This window comes from Corynebacterium sp. HMSC072D12 (assembly GCF_001813925.1).
In the GTDB taxonomy this organism is placed as follows: domain Bacteria; phylum Actinomycetota; class Actinomycetes; order Mycobacteriales; family Mycobacteriaceae; genus Corynebacterium; species Corynebacterium aurimucosum.
This window is the reverse complement of record NZ_KV814381.1, coordinates 1-20,317: the sequence shown is the minus strand read 5'-3', so window position 1 is coordinate 20,317 and position 20,317 is coordinate 1. Positions and strand designations below refer to the sequence as shown.

19 protein-coding genes are annotated in these 20,317 nt (G+C 61.5%); 8 read left to right on the top strand and 11 right to left on the bottom strand.

The window, feature by feature from the left end; translation table 11 throughout:
- Positions 1 to 31 precede the first annotated feature (31 nt).
- The 4 genes from pstA to mshD form a co-directional block, all read right to left on the bottom strand.
- Positions 32 to 946, bottom strand: a complete 915-nt coding sequence (gene pstA / locus HMPREF2943_RS00645; protein ID WP_070710533.1) for a phosphate ABC transporter permease PstA — start codon at positions 944 to 946, stop codon at positions 32 to 34.
- Positions 947 to 959: 13 nt separating this feature from the next.
- Positions 960 to 2,006: a phosphate ABC transporter permease subunit PstC gene (gene pstC, locus HMPREF2943_RS00640; protein ID WP_070443867.1), complete on the bottom strand. Its 1,047-nt coding sequence runs from the start codon at positions 2,004 to 2,006 to the stop codon at positions 960 to 962.
- A 123-nt stretch (positions 2,007 to 2,129) separates the two neighbouring features.
- On the bottom strand, positions 2,130 to 3,239 hold the full coding sequence (pstS, locus tag HMPREF2943_RS00635) for a phosphate ABC transporter substrate-binding protein PstS (RefSeq protein WP_070710532.1): 1,110 nt from the start codon (positions 3,237 to 3,239) through the stop codon (positions 2,130 to 2,132).
- A 174-nt stretch (positions 3,240 to 3,413) separates the two neighbouring features.
- Positions 3,414 to 4,328, bottom strand: coding sequence for a mycothiol synthase (mshD, locus tag HMPREF2943_RS00630; protein WP_070710531.1), 915 nt, complete (start codon positions 4,326 to 4,328; stop codon positions 3,414 to 3,416).
- A 33-nt stretch (positions 4,329 to 4,361) separates the two neighbouring features.
- Between mshD and HMPREF2943_RS00625 the strand changes: the two genes are divergently transcribed.
- A complete protein-coding gene (locus HMPREF2943_RS00625) occupies positions 4,362 to 5,198 on the top strand; it encodes an LmeA family phospholipid-binding protein (RefSeq protein WP_070710530.1) in 837 nt (278 codons plus the stop codon).
- Here the strand turns inward: HMPREF2943_RS00625 and HMPREF2943_RS00620 are convergent.
- Positions 5,195 to 6,235 (bottom strand): diacylglycerol/lipid kinase family protein, encoded by a 1,041-nt coding sequence (locus HMPREF2943_RS00620; RefSeq protein ID WP_070710529.1) that lies wholly within the window; start codon positions 6,233 to 6,235, stop codon positions 5,195 to 5,197. The genes HMPREF2943_RS00625 and HMPREF2943_RS00620 overlap by 4 nt on opposite strands.
- Before the next feature lie 63 nt (positions 6,236 to 6,298).
- On the opposite strand from HMPREF2943_RS00620, the gene HMPREF2943_RS00615 reads away from it, so the two are divergent.
- Positions 6,299 to 6,973 (top strand): heme-binding beta-barrel domain-containing protein, encoded by a 675-nt coding sequence (locus tag HMPREF2943_RS00615; RefSeq protein WP_010189008.1) that lies wholly within the window; start codon positions 6,299 to 6,301, stop codon positions 6,971 to 6,973.
- 53 nt (positions 6,974 to 7,026) lie between these two features.
- Here HMPREF2943_RS00615 and HMPREF2943_RS00610 read toward each other — a convergent pair whose 3' ends face one another.
- Complete coding sequence (locus tag HMPREF2943_RS00610; protein ID WP_070443885.1) at positions 7,027 to 7,914, bottom strand: aminodeoxychorismate lyase; 888 nt, start codon at positions 7,912 to 7,914, stop codon at positions 7,027 to 7,029.
- Between the two features lie 30 nt (positions 7,915 to 7,944).
- Between HMPREF2943_RS00610 and HMPREF2943_RS00605 the strand changes: the two genes are divergently transcribed.
- Both HMPREF2943_RS00605 and HMPREF2943_RS00600 read left to right on the top strand, forming a co-directional pair.
- Positions 7,945 to 9,006 (top strand): CAF17-like 4Fe-4S cluster assembly/insertion protein YgfZ, encoded by a 1,062-nt coding sequence (locus HMPREF2943_RS00605; protein ID WP_070645645.1) that lies wholly within the window; start codon positions 7,945 to 7,947, stop codon positions 9,004 to 9,006.
- 188 nt (positions 9,007 to 9,194) lie between these two features.
- Positions 9,195 to 9,422: a DUF3073 domain-containing protein gene (locus HMPREF2943_RS00600; RefSeq protein WP_201829151.1), complete on the top strand. Its 228-nt coding sequence runs from the start codon at positions 9,195 to 9,197 to the stop codon at positions 9,420 to 9,422.
- A gap of 117 nt (positions 9,423 to 9,539) precedes the next feature.
- On the opposite strand, the gene purM is transcribed toward HMPREF2943_RS00600, so the two are convergent.
- Genes purM through HMPREF2943_RS00585 form a run of 3 tightly spaced genes read right to left on the bottom strand, consistent with a single transcriptional unit; the run spans position 9,540 to position 12,540 of the window.
- The gene (gene purM, locus HMPREF2943_RS00595) at positions 9,540 to 10,592 is read right to left on the bottom strand and encodes a phosphoribosylformylglycinamidine cyclo-ligase (RefSeq protein ID WP_010188991.1); all 1,053 of its coding nucleotides are present in this window, start codon (positions 10,590 to 10,592) and stop codon (positions 9,540 to 9,542) included.
- A gap of 21 nt (positions 10,593 to 10,613) precedes the next feature.
- Positions 10,614 to 12,101 carry an amidophosphoribosyltransferase gene (gene purF, locus HMPREF2943_RS00590; protein ID WP_201829149.1) on the bottom strand — a complete coding sequence of 496 codons (1,488 nt, stop codon included), beginning with the start codon at positions 12,099 to 12,101 and terminating at the stop codon, positions 10,614 to 10,616.
- A 34-nt stretch (positions 12,102 to 12,135) separates the two neighbouring features.
- Complete coding sequence (locus HMPREF2943_RS00585) at positions 12,136 to 12,540, bottom strand: sterol carrier family protein (RefSeq protein WP_070443897.1); 405 nt, start codon at positions 12,538 to 12,540, stop codon at positions 12,136 to 12,138.
- Positions 12,541 to 12,573: 33 nt separating this feature from the next.
- Here HMPREF2943_RS00585 and HMPREF2943_RS00580 point away from each other — a divergent pair, with 33 nt between their 5' ends.
- Entirely contained in the window at positions 12,574 to 13,608 is a 1,035-nt protein-coding gene (locus tag HMPREF2943_RS00580) for an acyl-CoA thioesterase (protein ID WP_070443900.1), read from the top strand.
- Positions 13,609 to 13,658: 50 nt separating this feature from the next.
- On the opposite strand, the gene HMPREF2943_RS00575 is transcribed toward HMPREF2943_RS00580, so the two are convergent.
- Positions 13,659 to 14,588: a MaoC/PaaZ C-terminal domain-containing protein gene (locus HMPREF2943_RS00575; protein ID WP_070645641.1), complete on the bottom strand. Its 930-nt coding sequence runs from the start codon at positions 14,586 to 14,588 to the stop codon at positions 13,659 to 13,661.
- Entirely contained in the window at positions 14,589 to 15,929 is a 1,341-nt protein-coding gene (locus tag HMPREF2943_RS00570) for a 3-oxoacyl-ACP reductase (protein WP_070443906.1), read from the bottom strand.
- Between the two features lie 185 nt (positions 15,930 to 16,114).
- Here HMPREF2943_RS00570 and HMPREF2943_RS00565 point away from each other — a divergent pair, with 185 nt between their 5' ends.
- The 3 genes from HMPREF2943_RS00565 (at position 16,115) to HMPREF2943_RS00555 (ending at position 20,261) form a co-directional block, all read left to right on the top strand.
- Positions 16,115 to 17,413: an acetyl-CoA C-acetyltransferase gene (locus HMPREF2943_RS00565; protein WP_070710528.1), complete on the top strand. Its 1,299-nt coding sequence runs from the start codon at positions 16,115 to 16,117 to the stop codon at positions 17,411 to 17,413.
- A 29-nt stretch (positions 17,414 to 17,442) separates the two neighbouring features.
- Positions 17,443 to 19,527, top strand: coding sequence for an acyl-CoA dehydrogenase family protein (locus HMPREF2943_RS00560; protein WP_070710527.1), 2,085 nt, complete (start codon positions 17,443 to 17,445; stop codon positions 19,525 to 19,527).
- Between the two features lie 95 nt (positions 19,528 to 19,622).
- Complete coding sequence (locus tag HMPREF2943_RS00555; protein WP_070710526.1) at positions 19,623 to 20,261, top strand: DUF6891 domain-containing protein; 639 nt, start codon at positions 19,623 to 19,625, stop codon at positions 20,259 to 20,261.
- Positions 20,262 to 20,317 lie beyond the last annotated feature (56 nt).

Sequence of the window (20,317 nt, the reverse complement as noted above, 5' to 3'; positions counted from 1 at the left end):
AATGTATGGCGGAATCGAGTGTTACGGCGATCTATTTCTTGACCGAGAACTTCGCGGAGATGACACGGGCCGCGATGTTAAGGACAGCGATAAGGATAACCAGCGTCAGCGCTGCACCCCAGAGCTTATCCAGGACAGCCGGTTGTGCGCCGGCCTTGTACATATCCAGCATCATCAGCGGTAGCGAGGACTGCGAGCCCTTGAACGCGTCCCAGTTGATGATGGAGGAGGAACCAACAAGGACCAGCACCGGAGAAGACTCACCCATCACACGCGCAACCGCGAGCATGATACCGGTAACGATGCCGGACAGGGCGGTCGGCAGGACGATGCGAGCAATGGTCTTCCACTTCGGAACGCCCAGTGCATAGGAGGCCTCACGCAAGTCCATCGGGACAACACGGAGCATCTCTTCGGTGTTGCGAACCACGATCGGAATCATCAGCAGCACCAAGGAAAGCGCCACGGCGAAGCCGGAGCGGCCAAAGCCGAAGAGCGTGATCCACATAGCGAAGATAAACAGCGCGGCAACGATGGACGGCACACCGGACAGGATGTCCACCATGAAGGTGGTGGTACGGGCGAGCCAGCCGCCCTTGGAATACTCCACCAAGTAGATAGCGGTAAAGATACCGATCGGGATGGAGATGATGGAGGCTAGGACGGTTTGGACGAAGGTACCAACGATGGCGTGAGCAGCACCGCCGCCCGCAACGCTGTTCATGACACCGCGCTGGGACGTGGTCCACCAATCGGCGCTGAAGATGATGCCGCTGCCGCGGGCAAAGAGTTCCCACAGAACCCAAACCAGAGGGATCATGGCGATAATCATGGCCACCCATACCACGACGGTGGCAATGGTGTTGGTGGCCTTTCGGGAAGCCGAAATATCAAGGAAGGTAGCGCCTGCGGAGGCAGGCTTGGCGTTTGTAGTAGTAGTAGTCATTGTGTCCTCCTCCCTACTTCTTCTTCACGATGGTGCGGGCAATGGCGTTGACCACGAAGGTCAGCAAGAACAGCATGAGGCCGGCGGCGATGTAGGCACCTGCGCGCATCTCATTACCGAACTCTGCGGATGCCAAGGCGATGGCCATGGCGAAGGTCGTACCGCCGTCGAAGAGCGAGAAGCGGAAGTCCACGAGCGGGGAGACAACCATGTACAGAGCCATGGTCTCACCCAGTGCACGTCCAAGACCGAGCATGGAGCCGGCGATGTAGCCGGACATACCGAAGGGGAGCACCGTCATGCGGATAACTTCCCAGCGGGTTGCGCCCAGCGCCAAGGCAGACTCAATCTGACCAGGAGGAGTTTGGACGAAGACCTCACGTGCCGTAGCGGCGATAATCGGAAGAATCATCACGGCCAGCACGATGCCACCGGTGAAGAGGTTACGGCCGGTAGCAAACGACGGCGAGTTATCAAAGACGGTGAAAAGGAAGAACCCACCAGCCCAGGACTCCAGCCACGAGTAGAAACCGGAGAGAGCTGGACCGAGGACCTGCCATCCCCATAGACCATAAACAATGGACGGGACTGCAGCGAGCATGTCCACGAGGAAGCCCAGCGGCTTGACCAGACGTGCCGGCGCGTAGTTAGACAGGAAGATGGCAATCGCCAGTGCAACCGGCATAGCCAGCAGCAGGGCGAAGACGGAGATAAGAACCGTAGTGCCGAACATGGTCGGGATACCGAACTTCATCGCGGAAGTATCGCCAGTCTCCCAACGGCCACCGTAGGTGAAGAACCCCATGATGCCACCGTCGTTGACGCCCAGAGCTGGCACGGCACGCCACAGCAAGAAGCCCGCAATGGCAGCAATCATGACGGTGATCAACGTGGCCGAAGCAGAAGAAAGGAATTCGAAGACTCGGTCACCCGGGCGCTTAACTCCGCTGCTGGAGTTAGCCTTGGTAAGTTCTTCGGATCCGCCGGTAGAAGGCCGCTCAGCAGCGGAGACGGAAAGCTCCGTCTGCTCGGGCGCCGTGGTGAGATTATTGTCTGCCATGAGACGTTCTAATCCTTTTCAGCGTTAAGAATGGAGTTTGTCGTTACATACCTGCGCCCCCAAAGCGCGATTCGAGTGCGGCAGTGGGGGCGAAGAGTATTTAGCTTTATTGAGCTCTAGCGCTTACTGCAGAGCGTCAACAGCAGCTTTCAGCTTGTCCAGGTGTGCACCCTCAACCGGGATGAAGCCCTGAGAAGCAAGCTGGTCATCTTGGTGATCCAGGACGGTGGTGAAGAAGGCCTTAACCAGAGCGGAGGTCTCCTCATCGTAACCAGCGGAGCAAACAATGTTGTAGGTGGTCAGGATGAGCGGGTATGCGCCCTCGTCGTCAGACGCGAACAGAGCGTCGGAGTCAACAACCATGTTGTGCTCGGACTCGGTCTCCTTGAACTCCAGGTTCTCCAGAGCAACGTTGACGGACTCGGTGTTCAGCTCAACCGGGCCGTGGCCGAAGTCGATCTTTGCCTTCTGAACGCCGTCTGCTTCCTTCTGGTCAGCGAAACCGGACTCAACGTAGGTGATAGCACCCTTGATGTTGGCAACCTGGTCAGCAACACCAGCGGAGCCGTTGGCGCCCTCACCAACTGCATCCGGGAACTGCTTGCCCTCGGTGTCCCAGTCGCCGGTAGCGGCCTTCAGGAACTTCTGGAAGTTGGCGGAGGTACCGGACTCATCAGAGCGGAAGATGACGGTGATGTCCTCGTCCGGCAGGTCGGTGCCTTCGTTGTCAGCGGCGATTGCCTCGTCGTTCCACTTGGTGATGTCACCCTTGAAGATCTTGGCCAGGGTCTCGGTGGAGAGGTTGATCTCGGTACCCTCGAGGTTGTAAGCGATAGCTACCGGACCGATGGTGGTCGGCAGGTGCCATGCCTCGTTGCCGCCACAGCGCTCAGCAGCAGCCTCAACCTCGCCTTCGTCTTCCTTCAGAGCGGAGTCGGAACCAGCGAAGTCGGCCTGGCCGTTGGTGAAGGCCTCAACGCCAGCGCCGGAGCCGGAAGCGTTGTAGGACAGGGAAGCGTTCGGATGATCCTCAGAGAATGCGGTCTGGAAGTAAGACATTGCATTCTGCTGGGAGGACGCGCCGTCACCGACGAGCTCGCCGGAGACGTCAGAGCCCTCGGAGCCGCCTTCAGCGGAGCCGGAGTCGTTGGACTCGGAGCAAGCGACGAGAGCGGTGGAGGTGGCGGCGACGATGCCGAAGATAGCGGCAGTGCGCTTGAAGTTGCGGATCACGGGAAACCTTTCCGGTGCGGATACAAGAGAATGATTGTCCGAGTAAATCGCCCTCCGCCGTCCTCTTAAGGCGGGCACGATTAACTCACGGGAAGTAAAGCTATATCTGGTGGGTTAACCCCACAGGGATCAAGAGATGAACAATCGGTGAACTTGTACCACAAGGCGGTGAGGCTAGTCACTTTTCGCCCAGACGCAGTGTTCCTCTGCAATGGTGAAACCCAAACGCTCATAGGCCTTTACTGCAGGATCGTTGTCCGCCTCGACATATAAAATGACCTTGTCCGCGCCTTTTTCCACCATGCGCTGCAGCCCCGCAGTGAGCAGTGGCCCACCGAGCCCACGCCCGCGGTAGTCCTCACCCAGCCCCACAACATAGACCTCACCAAAGGCTGGGGTGCCCTCGGCATGCCATTTCAGCCAGTGGAAACCGGCCATTGCTGGGGCACTGTGCGCACCACCGTGCGAATCCCACAGGAATAGCACGTCGGCGGGATCAAACCATTCGGCTTCCATCCCGCGATGCAGACGCTCCAGGTCCCAGCCCCCTTGCTCCGGATGCCAGGAAAAAGACTCGTTGTTGGTGCGAACCCATTCCGCCTCGACATGTTCACGTCCGAAGCGCTCCACCGACTCGGTGTACGTGTGAATCTCTAGGCCGTCGACCGCTGCGGACGCTTCCTCCGCTGCGCGTAGGTCCTGGCCCTCAATAGCCATGACGAGCAGGCGCCTCACGACGTCCATCTCATTACGTTTCGCCAGCGCCTGGGCGGCCGGGAGGTTGCCATGCGCCCAGATCTGGGGGGATGCCGGGAGGGCGTCGACAAGCGCCTGCCCTACCCCTCGCCCACGGTGTTCCACACCGACAAAGAGCTCCACTGTCTGCCCGTCGAGGGCAGCCACACCGAGCACCTCGTCGCCCTCGATAGAGAGCAGATGGCGGTGGCCCAGGCGGTCATCCCGCAGCCCGATAAGAAACTGTTCTGAGAAAGGCGCAACACCATCGTGTGTTTCGGCCGCTGCAGCAAGTTCCTCCACGCGCTGCGCGAGATCTAGATTCTGCGGCACAGTATTAGTCTCTATATTCATGCTTCCCACCCTACGTGCGGTAGTAATAGAGGGGTGACCGTCATCTACCTCAGCCGCAACCTCGTACGTCTTGCCGCCGTCGCGGGAGTGGTCCTGACCGCATGGCTGGCGGATTCAGCAGTGGCGATGCATGCGGAACACACCGTGGCCCAGCAGGCGAAGGCCAGCTCCCAGCTGGAAAACACACCGAACGTGTATATCGGCGGCGTCCCCTTCACCCTGGGCGCGCTCACCAAGGAGATCCCCTACTTGGAGGTTAAATCTTCTGACGTGGAGGTTCCCAAGCTCGGGATGGTCAATGCCTCGACTACTCTGCGCGACATCACGATCCGCCCCGAACAGCTCTTCAGCGGCGAGCTGGAAGGCTCACCGGTGTCGACTTACACGCGCAGCATCAGCCTCGACGGTGTGGCCTTAGGCCGCATGCTGGGCATTACCGATCTGTCCATTGCCAATCCCGATGACATGTCTCCCACCGGCGGCCCCTCGGCCGAAGCTGAGCTCACCGGCACGCTACCAGGAGACAACACCAAGTCCACCGCGACGGTAACGCTGCGCCTCGTGGGCCCGGAATTTCGTATGAGCGTCTACGGAACCGATGATGAACGCCTCAAGAAGGCTTTCGGTTTGGTCTTGGATACCCGCCAGCTCCCCCTGCCTTCACAGGCCACATCCGTAAAACTGCACGGCGGCTCCATCACCTTCGAGGTGCAGCGCCGCAACATCACGTTGAAGACCGCGCAGCTCTCACCGCTGGAGATCGACGGCTCAGAAGAAAAGGCCGTCGAGGATGCAGCGCAGAAGGCACAAGACACGGCCAACCAAGTGGGTAGCGCACCAACGACTCCGCCGAGCTGGCGCCAGAACTAGTTGATTCGAATGAGGTCCCGCAGGATCCTGCGGATGCTGCGGTGCGTGGGCGGGGTCGGGTCGATGGGAGCGAATACCTCCAATGCGTCCGCTTCCGATTCCAGGTGCACTTCTGTGAAAGTGCCCTCCGACTCCCCATCCGCCTGAAAACGGTGCGGTTTCGGGCACACCAGATCCACCTCGACGGCATCCTCGAAGTGCAGCGTACGGGCATCCGTAACTTTATTCAGCCAGTGGCGGTGGTCCACGCCGAAGAGGTGGAGCACACCGACGAGACCATCAATACCGCCAAGGTCTGACACCCCGAATAGGCCAAGTCCTTGGTCGAAGGAGTTGCGCGGATTGGTCACCACGGGCAGTGGGCCGAGGAAAGTCCACGGGTTGGTGTTGGAGGTGAACATGACGGGTACGTCATCAGCCGCGAAGGTTTCTCCCGAACTCGAGCGCGCACGCACGCTAATGCGCGGTGGGCGGATGCGGGCGCGCTGATAAGCCTGAAAGGTCACGGCCAAATAGCGCAACGGGGTAGCTGCAAAGCCCAACTCCCGAGCACGGTCCACGCGAGCCAGCACGTCGGCGTCCAACCCGAAACCAGCATTGACCGCGAACCATCTGTCATTCCACACACCTAAGGAGACGGTGCGACGCGTATTGCGCTCCAGCATCCGAGCCAACACGTGCGCTGCCTCGACCGGGGTATTAGGGAAACCAAGGGCGCGAACGAAGACATTGGCAGAACCAGTGGGGATCACTGCGAGTGCTGGAATCTCCTGGGGGCTGGGGCGCTCTGCGGAATCTGCAGGACCCAGCAGCCCGTTTACAACCTCATTCACCGTGCCATCGCCGCCGAAGACCAAGATGACATCGAAGTCTTCCCGCGTCATGCCGCGCACCATATCCTGCGCGTGCCCCGGGTAGTGCGTGAAGCGGGCCAGCAGCTGCAGCCCCTCCACGTCCCGAATAACGGGCAGAACCTCACGGAAAAGGGCCGAATTCTGACTCGTGGAGTTCGGGTTTGAGATCAGCAAAACGCGCATGACTCCCAAGACTACTGGAGCCTAGTGGTTACCGTGATGCCACCACGACTACGCTGGGGCAGCATGAGCGAACAGACTAATAGTGAAAACCAGACGGAAAATACCCACCCGGAGAACACCAAGATCGACGGCAACGCAGCCGTTAACCAAGCTGCTGAAGCGTGGAAGGATGCTGCCTCCCGCAACATTCCTACCGTTGATGTGGCTGATAACCCCCTGCCGGATGAGACGGCGAACCTACGCCAAGGCCCGTCACTGCACGATGGCCTCCTGGGGCTTCTCCCCCTCGTCGGTGTCTGGCAGGGCGAAGGCCAGGCTCACAGCACCGACGGCGAACAGTACGCCTTTGGCCAGCAGCTCATCATCGCCCACGACGGTGAGAACTACCTGACCTACACCTCCCGCACCTGGAAGATCGATTCCGAGGGCAAACCGGTGGGCCCAGATGTCCGCGAGTCCGGATTCTGGCGCATCTCCCTCAAGGACGAGATTGAGATGACCTACACCTCCTCCAATGGCATCAACGAGATCTTCTACGGCTCGCTGTTCAACGAGCGCGCCTGGCAGCTGGAATCTGCGTCCACCATGGTCACGGAAACTGGGCCTACCAACCTCGGCCCCGGCAAGCGTATGTATGGCCTCATGCCGAACAACAACCTGGGCTGGGTAGATGAGCGGCTTGTCGACGGCGAAATGCGCCCCTTCATGTCCGCCGAGCTCACCCGCGTGGCAGGCTAATCAGCAGGCGAGCTAGCTGAGCTAGCTAACGCTAGCTCGCAGTACGAGGGAGTCTAGCGCGCCAGGGCGGCGTCGATCAGCGCGCGTATTTCCTCCGCGTTCGCCGGCGCCTTGAGCTTCTTGCCATCGAGGCGCGTCACGCGCACCGCCGTGCGCACTGAAGACACAAGCCACACCGAGTCGGCTTCCTCGAGGTAGCGCAGGTCAAGCTCCTTCGCCTTGCAGCGATAGCCCTGATCGGAGGCGTATTCGAAGAGCGCCGCTTGCGTCGTGCCGGGCAAAATACCCTTACCCGCAGGCGTGCGCAGCTTCGCCCCCTTGACCGCCACCACGGTAGAGGTGGCGCCTTCCAGCACCAGTCCCGTATCGGGATCAGTAAAGATCACATCATCAAACCCACGCTCGCGTGCCAGGCGCAGCGTAGCCATTGTGGCCGCATAATTCAGCGTTTTCGCAGGTAGCTCCTCCGCTACTTGCCACAGGCGCGGGGTGCTCATCACCTTGACGCCGGTAGCGCGCTGTGCCACAACCGCGTCTGAAACCTCCTGAACCACCACCCAGGCCGTGGGCACACCGGTGGAGGCGCGGCCCCGGGTATAAGTCCACGTGCACTTGGCTTCTAGCGACGAGCCCTCCTCTCCATCCGCGCCGGCGGGGCCATAGAAGTCCGCGATGGCCAGCTCAGTGGCTTCTTGCCACTTGTGCATCGGCGGCTCCGGCAGATCGAGCGCGCGGGCGGAATGCCGGAAGCGCTCCGCGTGGCGGTGAAAATTAGCGGCCTTGCCATTACGGACGAGGAGGGACTCGAAGATCCCGTCGCCGCGCGTCACCGCGGCATCATCCCAATAGACCAACGGAAGGTTCGGCATATGACGCCGCACCGACCCTCCAAACGGTTCCACAACGTAGATGACCGGCTCTTTCCTGCGCTGAAGGCTCATAGACCCGATTATGCCCTACCATCGGAGGGCGTGAGTTACTCTTCGCCACTTCTTTCCCGGCCCGGAGCTACTGAGTTCCAGGGCAGCACGCTTGTCGATGTCTCCGGGGTCCCCTGGCACTATGGAAACCCCCTTGTGGAGCAGCGCGCGGTAGAGACAGGTTCCGCCATCATCGACCGCTCCCATCGCCGCGTCATCGCGGTGTCTGGCCCCGATGCCCGTGCCTTCCTGCATAACCTGCTGAGCCAGAAGCTCGACGATGTAGACAGCGGCTTTTCCGCAGGCGCTCTTGACCTCAACATTCAGGGCCACGTCCTACACCACATGGATCTGTCCTTCGACGGGGACACCTTTTACCTCGACGTGCCCACAGCACAGTTCGAGTCTTTGCGAGATTTCCTTACCGCCATGGTGTTCTGGTCCCAGGTCACCGTGGAGGAAGCAGACGCGGCGGTCATCACGGTTCTGGGGCAGTCGCTGCAGCAGCCCTCGGCGGCCTTGGTCGAGCGTTCTGTGCAGTGGCCGGGCTGTCCACGCCAGGATTTCCTCGTGCCGCGCCAGCGGCTCGATGCTGCCGTAACAGAGCTGGAGAAGCAGGGCGGAAGCTTAGCGGGTCTCATGGCATATACCGCAGAGCGAGTGCGCGCACGTGAGCCCGAACGGGCTGCTGACCTCGATGAGAAAACCATCGCCCATGAGGTTCCACAATGGATCCGGCGCAACGACGATGTGCCCGCATTCGTTCATCTAGAAAAAGGTTGCTACCGCGGACAGGAGACAGTAGCGCGCGTAGAGAACCTCGGCCGCTCTCCCCGTTTGCTGGTGATGCTTTACCTCGACGGGTCCGCTCCAGAGCGCCCCGATAGCGGCGCCGACATTACGCTCGGGGGACGGCGCGTTGGCCGGCTCGGCACCGTGGTGGAGGACTGCGATTATGGCCCCATCGCACTTGGTCTGATTAAGCGCAGCGCTCTCAACAACGGGGATCTGAACATTGGCTCTGTGGCAGCTTCGGTTGAACCAGAGTCCATCCCCACCGATGAGGGCCCCAAGGCCGGGCGCGCCGCTGTGGACCGCCTACGCGGAAAGTAGTGGCGAATTACACATTCGCCTCTTCTCCGCGGGCTAGAGCCCTTTTCGACGCGACGCTGGGGGGTAGTTCGGAATTTTTTCGTCACACAGGCTATGGTGTCTTACAGGAACATACACATATCTGACTAAGACGATGGGGCGGCCAAGAATCCCTGGACCGCCCTACACACCTCAAGGGGGTCATGCACATGGGACGCGGACGCGCAAAGGCAAAGCAGACCAAAGTTGCACGCCAGCTGAAGTACAATTCGCCCGAGATGGACCTGGATTCGCTCCAGCGTGAACTCGCCTCACAGAACTCCAAGCGCTCCCGCGATGAGGACGAGGACCCGTACTCGGAGTACGCGGATTACGAAGACTATGCGGATCGCTGGAACTCGGACGAGTGGGATGAGGATGATTCCGACGCGCGCTAAGCGCTTGGATCACTTCCCCACCGTGCACAGCACGTAAGCGAAGGGCCGGCAAGGCTTCCCTCAATAAGAGGAGGAAACTGCCGGCCCTGTTCCTTTCCCAGGTTCCTTTCCTAGGACCTAGAACCCTGGGTGCTCGCCCGTCATCAGAACGCGCGGCTCGCCTTCTTCGGCAACGCGGACGGTGCCCAGCTCCCATGCTTCAACGTGGCGGGCAGTCATCATGGCCAGTGCGCGCTCGCGATCCTCCGGCGCAACGACGGCGATCATGCCGACGCCCATGTTGAAGGTCTTCTCCATCTCTTCGAGCGCCACCTTGCCCACCGAGGAAATGGTCTTGAAGATCTGGCCCGGAGTCCACGTCGAGCGGCTCACCTCAGCGGTCAGGCCCTCCGGGATGACGCGCTCCAGGTTGCCAGCGAGGCCACCGCCGGTGACGTGGCAGAAGGTGGACACCGCGCACTCAGAGACCAGGGCCAGGCAGTCCTTGGCGTAGATACGGGTAGGCTCCAGTAGTTCCTCACCGAGAGTACGGCCCAGGTCTTCCATATAGCCGTCAAGCGGCAAACCGGCCTGCTCCAGGAGGACGTAGCGCGCCAAGGAGTAGCCGTTGGAGTGCAAACCAGAGGACTTCATAGCGATCAGGACGTCGCCGTCACGTACCTTGTCTGGGCCGAGGAGCTCATCGGCCTCCACCACGCCAACGGCGGTGGCGGAGACGTCGTATTCATCCTTGCCCATGACGCCTGGGTGCTCCGCGGTCTCACCGCCGAGGAGGGCAGCACCAGCCTGGACGCAGCCCTCAGCAATGCCCTTCACAATCTCCGCTACCTTTTCCGGAACAACCTCGCCCACCGCGATGTAGTCCTGCAGGAAAAGCGGCTCGGCTCCGCACACGACGAGGTCATCCACGCACATGGCGACGAGGTCGATGCCGATGGTGTCGTGCTTATCCATGGCCTGGGCCACGGCCAGCTTGGTACCCACGCCATCAGAGCCAGCTGCGAGGACCGGCTCCTTGTAGTCCCCCAGCTTGAACAGGCCGGCGAATCCGCCGAGCCCACCCATCACCTCGGGGCGGGTGGCACGCTTGGCGTGGGGGGTAATTAGCTCTACTGCGCGGTCGCCTTCCTCAATGTTGACGCCGGCGGCAGCATACGTGTTCTCGCTCATGAATGACTTAGTCCTTATTCCTTAGTTTGTCGTCGAGCCCTGCAGGGTGCGCACGGCCTCAGCATTCGGGTTTCCGGCGGGCAGTCCGAGTGGGTACTTCCCATCGAAGCATGCGCAGCACAGTTCGTTGCGTGGCTGTTGGGTAGCCGCCACCATCTCATCGGTGGAGACGAAGCCCAGCGAATCCGCACCGATCGCGGTGCAGATGGTCTGTGCTACTTCTTCCGGATCATCGGAGGGGTTGGCATTGGCAATAAGCTCGCCTGGCGAGGCAAAGTCGATGCCGTAGAAGCATGGCCACTTCACCGGCGGGGAGGCAATGCGCACGTGAACTTCGGCAGCGCCGGCTTCCCGTAGCATCCGGATTAGTGCGCGCTGCGTGTTACCACGCACGATCGAATCATCCACCACCACGATGGACTTGCCTTCGATGACCTCCCGCAGCGGATTGAGCTTGAGGCGAATGCCCATCTGCCGCTGGGACTGTGTGGGCTGGATGAAGGTGCGCCCCACATAGGAGTTCTTCACCAAGCCATGCGCAAAGGTCAGCCCGGATTCGCGGGCATATCCCACGGCGGCCGGGTTGCCGGACTCAGGAACGGGGATCACCATGTCCGCATCGGGTGCTGGGTACTGGCGCGCTAGGCGACGCCCAATTTCCACGCGCGTAGCGTTGACCGAACGGCCCTTGATATTGGTATCCGGCCGCGCCAGGTAGACATATTCGAAGACGCAGCCGTGGCGCTTAGTTTCTGCAAAGCGCTCGGAGCGAATGCCCGTCTCATCGATAGCAACGAGTTCGCCCGGTTCGATCTCCCGAATAAATTGCGCGCCGACGATATCGAGCGCACAGGTCTCACTGGCTACCACCCAGCCCGTGTTGAGCCGACCGAGGGCAAGCGGGCGCACGCCATGCGGGTCGCGGGCGGCGTAGAGGGTGTGCCCGTCCGTAAAGGTCAGGCAGTACGCTCCTTTCACGGTGGGCAAGAGCTGCAAAGCGGAATCGAACACGCTACTGTCTTCGCTCACGCCATCAGCCAACAAGATAGACAGACACATGGAGTCCGAAACGGACTCTTCCTGCGGTTTGATGAGCCCGCGTTCCACAGCCTTGGTGCGCAGCTCCTGGTAGTTCACCAAGTTTCCGTTGTGACCAAGCGCGATGTCGACGCCGCTGGGCGACGTCCCAAACATCGGCTGTACATTCGACCATTCCTTGCCACCCGCAGTGGAATAACGCGTGTGGCCGACGGCCACGTTTCCGTGCAGTGAGGTGAGGATGGATTCATCGAAGACATTGGAGACTAGGCCCATGTCTTTGAAGACAACAATGCGGTCATCATCCCCGACCGCGATGCCGGCGGCCTCTTGACCGCGGTGCTGGAGGGCGAAAAGTCCGAAGTAGGTTAACTTGGAAACCTCTTCTCCTGGTGCCCAAACACCAAAGACTCCGCATTCTTCGCGGGGCTCCGGATCCAGGCTGGGATCCGTAGACAGGGGCTTAGTCATGCTCTGGACGTGTTCAGCTACCACGGCGCTAATCCTAGCCGTTCCGGCCAGTGAAAACTAACGGAATCACGGGCAGGCAGCCAGCGATCTCGTGAGAACGGGAGCCGGAGGCGTCCACGCGGCCGTCGTGAAGCGCCTGCTCCCAGTCCAGGACGCCCGTGGCCAGCTGCAACCACGTCTGGGGATCCGTCTCCACCACATTCGGAGGAGTACCCCGGGTGTGCCGAGGCCCGGCGATACACTGCACTGCCACGAATGGGGGGACCCGCAGTTCCACGGAGTGACCCGGCGCGTCCGCCTCCAACAGGCGAGCTGTGGTCCGAGTGGCTTTCGCAAGGGCCGGGCGACCTGGTTTTTCCACCCCTTCAGGGTCACGGATCCACTCCTCCACCGCTTCGACAGCAGCGCGGGTGGTGGCGGCATCAACAGCCTTTTTCATACGGTCAGCACGCTCCCTGATACTTTGTTATCCATGTCACCAACCATGCCACCAAGCTCCTCGGAAGAAAAGAAGCCTGTCCCAACCGGCAAGTCTCCCTCCATCACGCTGCGGTTTATGGCCGCCCCGACAGATCTCACTATCGCCGGCGCCCAAGGCATCGGCGGCGGCCGCGTTCTGGAGTGGATCGATAAGGCCGCCTATGCGTGCGCGGTCCAGTGGTCGGGCACCTACTGCGTGACAGCCTACGTGGGCCATATTCACTTCACTCGCCCAATCCCTTCGGGCCACTTGGTGGAGGTGCGCTCACGAATCGCGATGACTGGGCGATCCTCCATGCACATCGTCAACGAGGTGCTCTCCGCTGACCCTCGCGATGGCATTTTTACCCGCGCCTGCGACTGCCTCGTCATCTTCGTGGCCAAAGATACCGAGACCGGAAAGTCGGTGGCTGTTCCGCCGCTGATTCCGGACACCACTGAGCACCAGCGTGTGTGGGAGGCTGCAGAATCCCGCATCGAGCTGCGCCAGGCCATCGAAGCGGAAATGGAAAAGCAGACTTATGATGGCCCTTCCGATGCACCCCGAATGGTCAACCGCTTCTTGGCTAAGCCCACCGATGTCAATTGGGGCGGCAACGTCCACGGTGGAACGGCCATGGAATGGATTGATGAGGCCGGCGCTGCCTGCACCATGGAGTGGTCGGGTGAGCACACCGTCGCGGTCTATGCCGGCGGCATCCGCTTCTACCGGCCCATTCACATTGGAGACCTCATCGAAGTGGATGCCCGCATGATGCGCACGGATACCCGATCGATGCAGATGTCGGTCCACGTGCGCTCAGGCAACCCGCGCGGTGGCCGCGAGCAACTGGAAACCGCCATCCACGCCACCGTCTCCTACATGGCGATGGACGCCGACTGGCAGCCGCTAGCTGCCCGCCAGTTCACTCCACGCACCGAAGAGGATAAGCGCCTCTGGGAGCACGCCGGCATTCTTCGTGGCCTGCGTGGCAAGTACTCCCCGAAGCCGCTGGTGGTGGCACCACAGCACCAGCACGTAGATTAGCCCGAGGCTCCCCCACCACCCCACAGCTGCTTGGCGCTAGTGCCGAGGGGCTAGTCCACTGGCTCAACCCGGCACGCCACGTGGAGGGAGCTTGGGTCCTTGGCCTTACGCAACGCAACGGTGCGGGCTCCGATCTCACTGTTTGTGGCGACGCTCGGAGCCACAAACACTCCCGTGCTCGCTGGAAGAATGACGGGCTTGTAGAAATCCGCGCTGATGCGAACAGCACCCGGAAGGGTGCCGTCGAGCACCGACAGCATACGGGCGTGCGTGTACATGCCATGCGCGATGGGCGCGGGGAAGCCGAAGAGCTTGGCGCCCACAGCGGAAACGTGAATGGGGTTCTTATCGCCAGATGCCGCCGCATAGACGCGAGTGCTCTCGGCACTAAAGCGCAGCGTTGCCGTGGGGGTTCCCACCTCATCGCCGGGGAAGTCGAGGAAACGCTCGGCCTCCGGGCGCGTTTTCACTTGCCGCGGGGTGTCCTTGGTGAATTTCGCGCCTTGGCCTAGAAAGACCGATGTCTGGCGCCAGATCTCCTCCCCCTCCACGCTGTAGGTGGTCACCATATCAATGACCAGCCCCTTGCGGTGTGGTCGCAAGTTTTCCGCATGCACGGTGATGTCGCAGCTCTCGTCGACGCGCAGCGGGCGGATCTGTTCAATGCGGTTGGACAGGTGCACCACGCCCACAGCGGGGAAAGGAAAGTCCTGGGCGGCCATCACCTTGATGGCGAGGGGGAAGGCCAGCGCGTAGAGATAAGTAGCGGGCAGCTCGTTGCCCAGACGCAGGCCCGTGGCTTGGCAGTAGCGCGCGAGGTGCTCGGTGTCTACGCGCACTCCCGCGACCCGGTAAGCAGTCTGTGGGTCGTCGACCTTGCGCTTGCCTGCCCCCAGCCCGGGGATAGGCACTGCACCTACCATCAGGCTGCGGTAGAGCGCAGGAAGATCTGGAATCTCGTTGAGTGTGGTGACGTTCATTTAGGCTCCCATGAGGTTCTGGCCGCAGACGCGGACGGTGTTGCCGCTTACCGCCGCGGAGGCCGGCGAGGCGAAGAAAGCGACGGTCTCGGCGACGTCAACAGGCAAGCCGCCCTGCTGCAGTGAGTTCAAACGGCGGCCGATCTCGCGCGGGCCGGTCGGCATCGCGGCGGTCATGGCGGTCTCAATGAAGCCCGGCGCCACGGCATTGATGGTGGAACCATTCTCGGCGAGGACGGGACGCAGGGCGTCGACCAGCCCGATAATGCCGGCCTTGGTGGTGGCGTAGTTCGTTTGGCCGCGGTTACCGGAGATGCCGGCCATGGAGGACACACCGACCACGGCCGCACCCGGTGCGAGGGATCCAGACTCCAGAAGGTTTTCGGTGATACGCACCGGCGCCAGAAGGTTAACGGCCAGGACAGCATCCCACTGGCCTTCATTCATATTGGCCATAAGCTTGTCACGGGTAATGCCGGCGTTGTGAACGATGACGTCAATAGCTCGGCCATGGCGCTCCTGGGCGTGCTGGGCAATCTTGTCCGCGGCCTGAGGGTCAGTGACGTCGAGAGGCAGCGCGGTGCCTTTGACCTTGTTCGCGGTCTTTGCCAGGTGCTCGCTGGCCTGTGGGACGTCGATACAGATAACGCTGGCACCGTCGCGCGCCAGCACTTCCGCGATGGTGGCGCCGATACCGCGGGCGGCACCGGTCACCACTGCAAGCCGCCCATCGAGTGGCTGCTCCCAGTTCTGTGTCCCACTGCTATGTCCGGAAGGAACCTGTCCCTGGGCGCTGACGCGCACAACCTGCCCATCCACGAAAGCCGACTTTCCGGAAAGAAAGAAGCGGACCGTGGACTCCACCTCTGAGGTGGCCGCGGGGTCTACCCACACCAGGTTCACAGTGCCGCCCTTGCGCATCTCCTTGGCCAAAGAACGGGTAAAGCCTTCGAGGGCGCGTGCGCTAATGCGGGCGTCGATGGTATCTGCCGCCTCCGGGGTGGTACCGACAACTACCAAGCGCGCGCATGGCAGGAGGTTGCGCATCTGGGGGTTGAAGAAGTCATAAAGCTCACGCAGCTGTTCAGGGGTGTCTAGACCAGTGGCGTCGAAGACGAGGGCAGCGCGCTTCGCCTCTGCCGAAGAGTTGATGACCTGGTAGTCCACGGCTAGCTGGGAGCGCAAGAAGTCTGCGATGCGCCCCTGACCGCCGATGACAATGGGACCATCGAGCGCCGGTTCCCCTACCTTGTGGCGGCGCAGGGGGTACCCCTGCGGTACTCCTGCTTTGGCGGCGAGCGGTGAGTTGATGAGCTTCTCAGCAAATGTGACGTGCGGCATAGACTGGCCTGTTCCTTTCTCGGTTCTTCACAACCTTGCAAGCCTTGATCGAGCGGTTGCAAGGTTAGTTAATTAAGTGATAGAACTAACAATATCACTTTAGTTGTGACGCGAAATAAACAGTCGGGTTGCTACCCCCTCCCACTGGGACGATTCGCACAAGACCACTCGCGAAGGAGTTTTCAATGACCAACCCCCCGCACCGCGTAGCCATCCTGGGTGGCAACCGCATTCCCTTTGCTCGCTCCAATAAGCAGTACGCTCATGCGTCCAACCAGGACATGCTTACCAGTGCGCTGGATGGCCTCGTGGCACGCTACGGGTTGCACGATGAACGCCTAGGCCTCGTGGCAGCCGGCGCAGTTCTCAAGCACTCCCGCGATTTCAACCTCACCCGCGAATCCGTACTCGGCTCCGCCCTCGATTCCACGACGCCAGCTATCGATATGCAGCAGGCCTGCTGCACTTCCCTTGCGGCAGCCATCCACGTCGGCGATGCCATCGCCCAAGGACGCATCTCCGCCGGCATCGCAGGAGGAACGGACACCACCTCAGACGCCCCGCTGGCTGTCAATGACACGCTGCGACGCACACTGCTCAACCTCACCCGTGCCAAGACCGCCGCACAGCGCGCACAGCTCGTCGGCTCCATCCGCCCATCGCAGCTGGCTCCGGAGCAGCCGCAGAATGGCGAACCCCGCACTGGGCTCTCCATGGGTGACCACGCCGCCATCACCGCCCGCGAGATGAACGTCAGCCGCGAAGCCCAGGACGAGCTGGCACTCGCCTCCCACCAGAACCTCCACAAGGCCTGGGAGGAGGGCTTCTTCAATGACCTCACCACCGGCTTCCTCGGCGTCAATCGCGATACCAACCTGCGCCCGGACTCCTCCCTGGAGTCCCTAGCCAAGCTGAAGCCAGTCTTTGGTAAACGCGATGCCGAGCAGCACGGCACGCAGGCCACCATGACCGCAGGCAACTCCACGCCGCTGACCGACGGCGCCTCCGTGGCCCTCCTCAGCTCTGAAGAGTGGGCTGCCGAACACAACATCGAACCCCGCGCCTTCCTGGTGGACTCCGAGACCGCGGCCGTCGACTTTGTCCACGGCCCAGACGGCCTTCTCATGGCCCCCACTTACGCGGTCCCGCGCCTGCTCGAGCGCAACAACCTAAGCCTGCAGGATTTCGATTTCTACGAGATCCACGAGGCCTTCGCCTCCCAGGTACTCGCCACCCTGTCTGCATGGGAGGACGAGACCTACTGTCGCGAGCGCCTCGGCCTGCAGTCTGCACTCGGCCCCATCGACCGCGCCAAGCTCAATGTCAAGGGCTCTTCTCTAGCAGCCGGTCACCCCTTCGCCGCTACCGGCACCCGCATCCTCGCCACCACGGCCAAGATTCTTGAGGAAAACGGCGGCGGACGCGCCCTCATTTCCATCTGCGCCGCCGGCGGCCAGGGTGTCGCAGCCATCGTCGAGCGTTAAGCACCGCCCTCTCAGAAAGGACCCCCATCATGGCACTCACCAAGTCTTCTTCAGACAAGAAACCCGTCTCCCCAGAGCTCAACAACCAAGCCACCACCGATGCACCCAAGGCGGAGGCCCGCAGCCCGCACCGCCTGCCCACCACCCCCAAGCCTTCCGTTGCCACCGAACTTGCCGCGCTTCTCGACGGCCCCCATGCCGCCTTCCGCCAGGAACTGCGCACCTTCCTCAATGACCCGGAGCTCTTCCCAAAGCCCCACCTGTCCATGGCGGAGCAGCGCCAGCACACCTTTGAGAACCTCTCCAAGGTTCGCGATTTCGGCGGATTCAGCCACGGCCTGCGCAGCGCACACGGCGGCGCCGGCAAACCGAATCTCTCCACCTTCACCCTCGAGGGCCTAGCTTGGGTTGATGGCTCGCTGGCCATCAAGTCCGGTGTGCAGTGGGGCCTGTGGGGTGGCGCGCTAGATCAGCTGGGCACCGAGCGCCACCTCGACTGGATCAACAAGGCCGCCAGCCTGGAGCTTCCGGGCTGTTTCGCCATGACCGAGCGCGGCCACGGCTCCGACGTACAATCCCTAGAGACCACCGCAACCTTCGACCCGGAGACCGATGAGTTCATCATCAACACCCCCTCCGATTCCGCGGTGAAGAACTACATCGGCAACGCCGCCAAGGATGGCCGTGCGGCCGTCGTCTTCACCCAGCTCATTACCCCGGACAGCGATGGCCGCTCCCATGGCGTCCACGCCATCATCGTCCCTATCCGCGATGAAGAAGGCAACGAGCTACCAGGCGTCACCCTGGGCGATCATGGCCACAAGGGTGGTTTGGTGGGTGTCGATAATGGCACCCTGCGCTTCGACAACGTCCGCGTGCCACGCGAGAACCTGCTCAACCGCTTCGCCGATGTCGATGAGAAGGGTAAGTACTCCTCCCCGATCGAGTCCAAGAATGCCCGCTTCTTCACCATGCTGGGCACGCTTATCCGCGGCCGCATCGGCGTATCCGGCGCAGCGGGCGCGGCCACCGAGGCCTCCCTGGACATCGCCATCCGCTACGCCAACCGCCGCCGCCAGTTCGAAGGAGCCACCGGCGCGGAAAAGCGCCTCATCGAGCACCGTCAGCACCGTCGCCGCCTGCTCATTCCGCTGGCCCGTACTTACGCGCTGCACCTGCTCTACAACCAGATTCTGGAGCGCTACCAGGAGCAAAACGATCAGCATGAGGCCGGCACCTGGTCTGTGACGGAACCGACCGAAGAGCAGAAGTTCGCCTCCCGCGAGATGGAATCCCTGGCTGCGGCCATCAAATCCGCGCAGACCCAGCACGCCACCCGCACCATCCAGGAATGCCGCGAAGCTTGTGGCGGTGCTGGCTACATGTCGGAGAACCGCCTGACTACCTACCGTGCCGACTCCGATGTCTTCGCCACCTTCGAGGGCGATAACACCGTGCTCATCCAGATGGTGGGCAAGAACCTGCTCACCGCCTATGGCCGGGCGATGAATGACATGAGCCCGTGGGACACCGTAAAATACGCGGCCTCCACCGCCACCGACGTGGTTCGCCGCCGCTACGGGTTCACCACCCGCCTGCAAAGCCTGGTGGACCGCGTGAATCCTTCTGAGGCTTCGCTTTTCGACGCCACCTACCAGGCCAAGCTGATCGACGACCGTGCCCAGTCCATCCTCTTCTCCCTCGTGCGCCGCATCCAGCCAGCCCGCAAGGCCGATAAGGTGCAGGCTGCTGCCATCGTGGACCAGTGCCAGGATCACCTCATCGCCGCCGGCTGGGCCCGTGTGGATACCTTGTTGGTCCAAGCCATGATTGAGGCAGAGGAGCGTCTGGAGGAAGGTTCGCTGACACGCCAGGTCTTCGAGCAGCTGCGCCACCTCTTTGTCTTCGACACCTTGGTTCAGCACGCGGGCTGGTACCAGGAGCACAACCTGATTCCGGCCGGCCGCATGAAGGCCGCCCGCGCTGCTATCAACGACCTCGTCGATTCGCTCGCACCATGGTCCGTCGTACTCGTGGATGCCTTCGGCGTTCCGCCTGAGGTACACAACATCCCGATGCTCACCGAGGCCGGAGTGGATCCGCTCCACGTCTAGTCACACCACGCATCTCGAGGGCACTTCCGCTACCTGGCGGGGTGCCCTCCCTGCTTTCAGTCACGCGCAGTATCACACATTTACCATCCACAAGCATGACTACCTCACACGCCATGTTCTCCAGTTCCTTCCCACCCTCCGAGGATCTCTTAGTCTCCGGTACTCTGCGCAACGACATCTCGCTGCATCTGTGCCACGGCCACTCACGCCGGGACATTCACAACGACTTCTTCGAGCTTCTCGACGATCCCTCTGATTGGGAGAGCACCCGCCAGGACCCGTTCCCAGAAGATTTCGACGCCATCATCGACGAAGTTGCCGCCGATTACGCTCAAAAAGTTACAGAAAAGTCTGCTGATGCACAGCGCCTCGACGCCCTTCGGGATGAACTGCGACAGCACAACCTAGCTTTCAGCTTTGACGAGGGGTGGGACGCCTCCGACGGCGCTGAGTGCGGAGCCGAACAAGCGGAAGAAGACGATGCCGCAGGATATGTTTACTGCCATATGCAGGATATCGACAGGCTGATTCACACCGGAGAACTTTTCTTCGGTTTCGGCACCATGAAAACCGATGACGAGCTCAGCACGCCAGCAAGCGTTGGCGAGCAACTCGTCGAAGCGCTGCGCGCTGTTGGTTTCAACCCCACCTGGGATGGCAACCCTAACGCACGTGTGGTCTGCCAAGGCCTAGTTGTCGAATTTCCCCTCGCAGAGGACCTCACCAACGCCTAATAGACGCTTTCAATAGATCCTTTAAAGGCTCTTCCGGTTTCGGGGTGCGTAGCGGG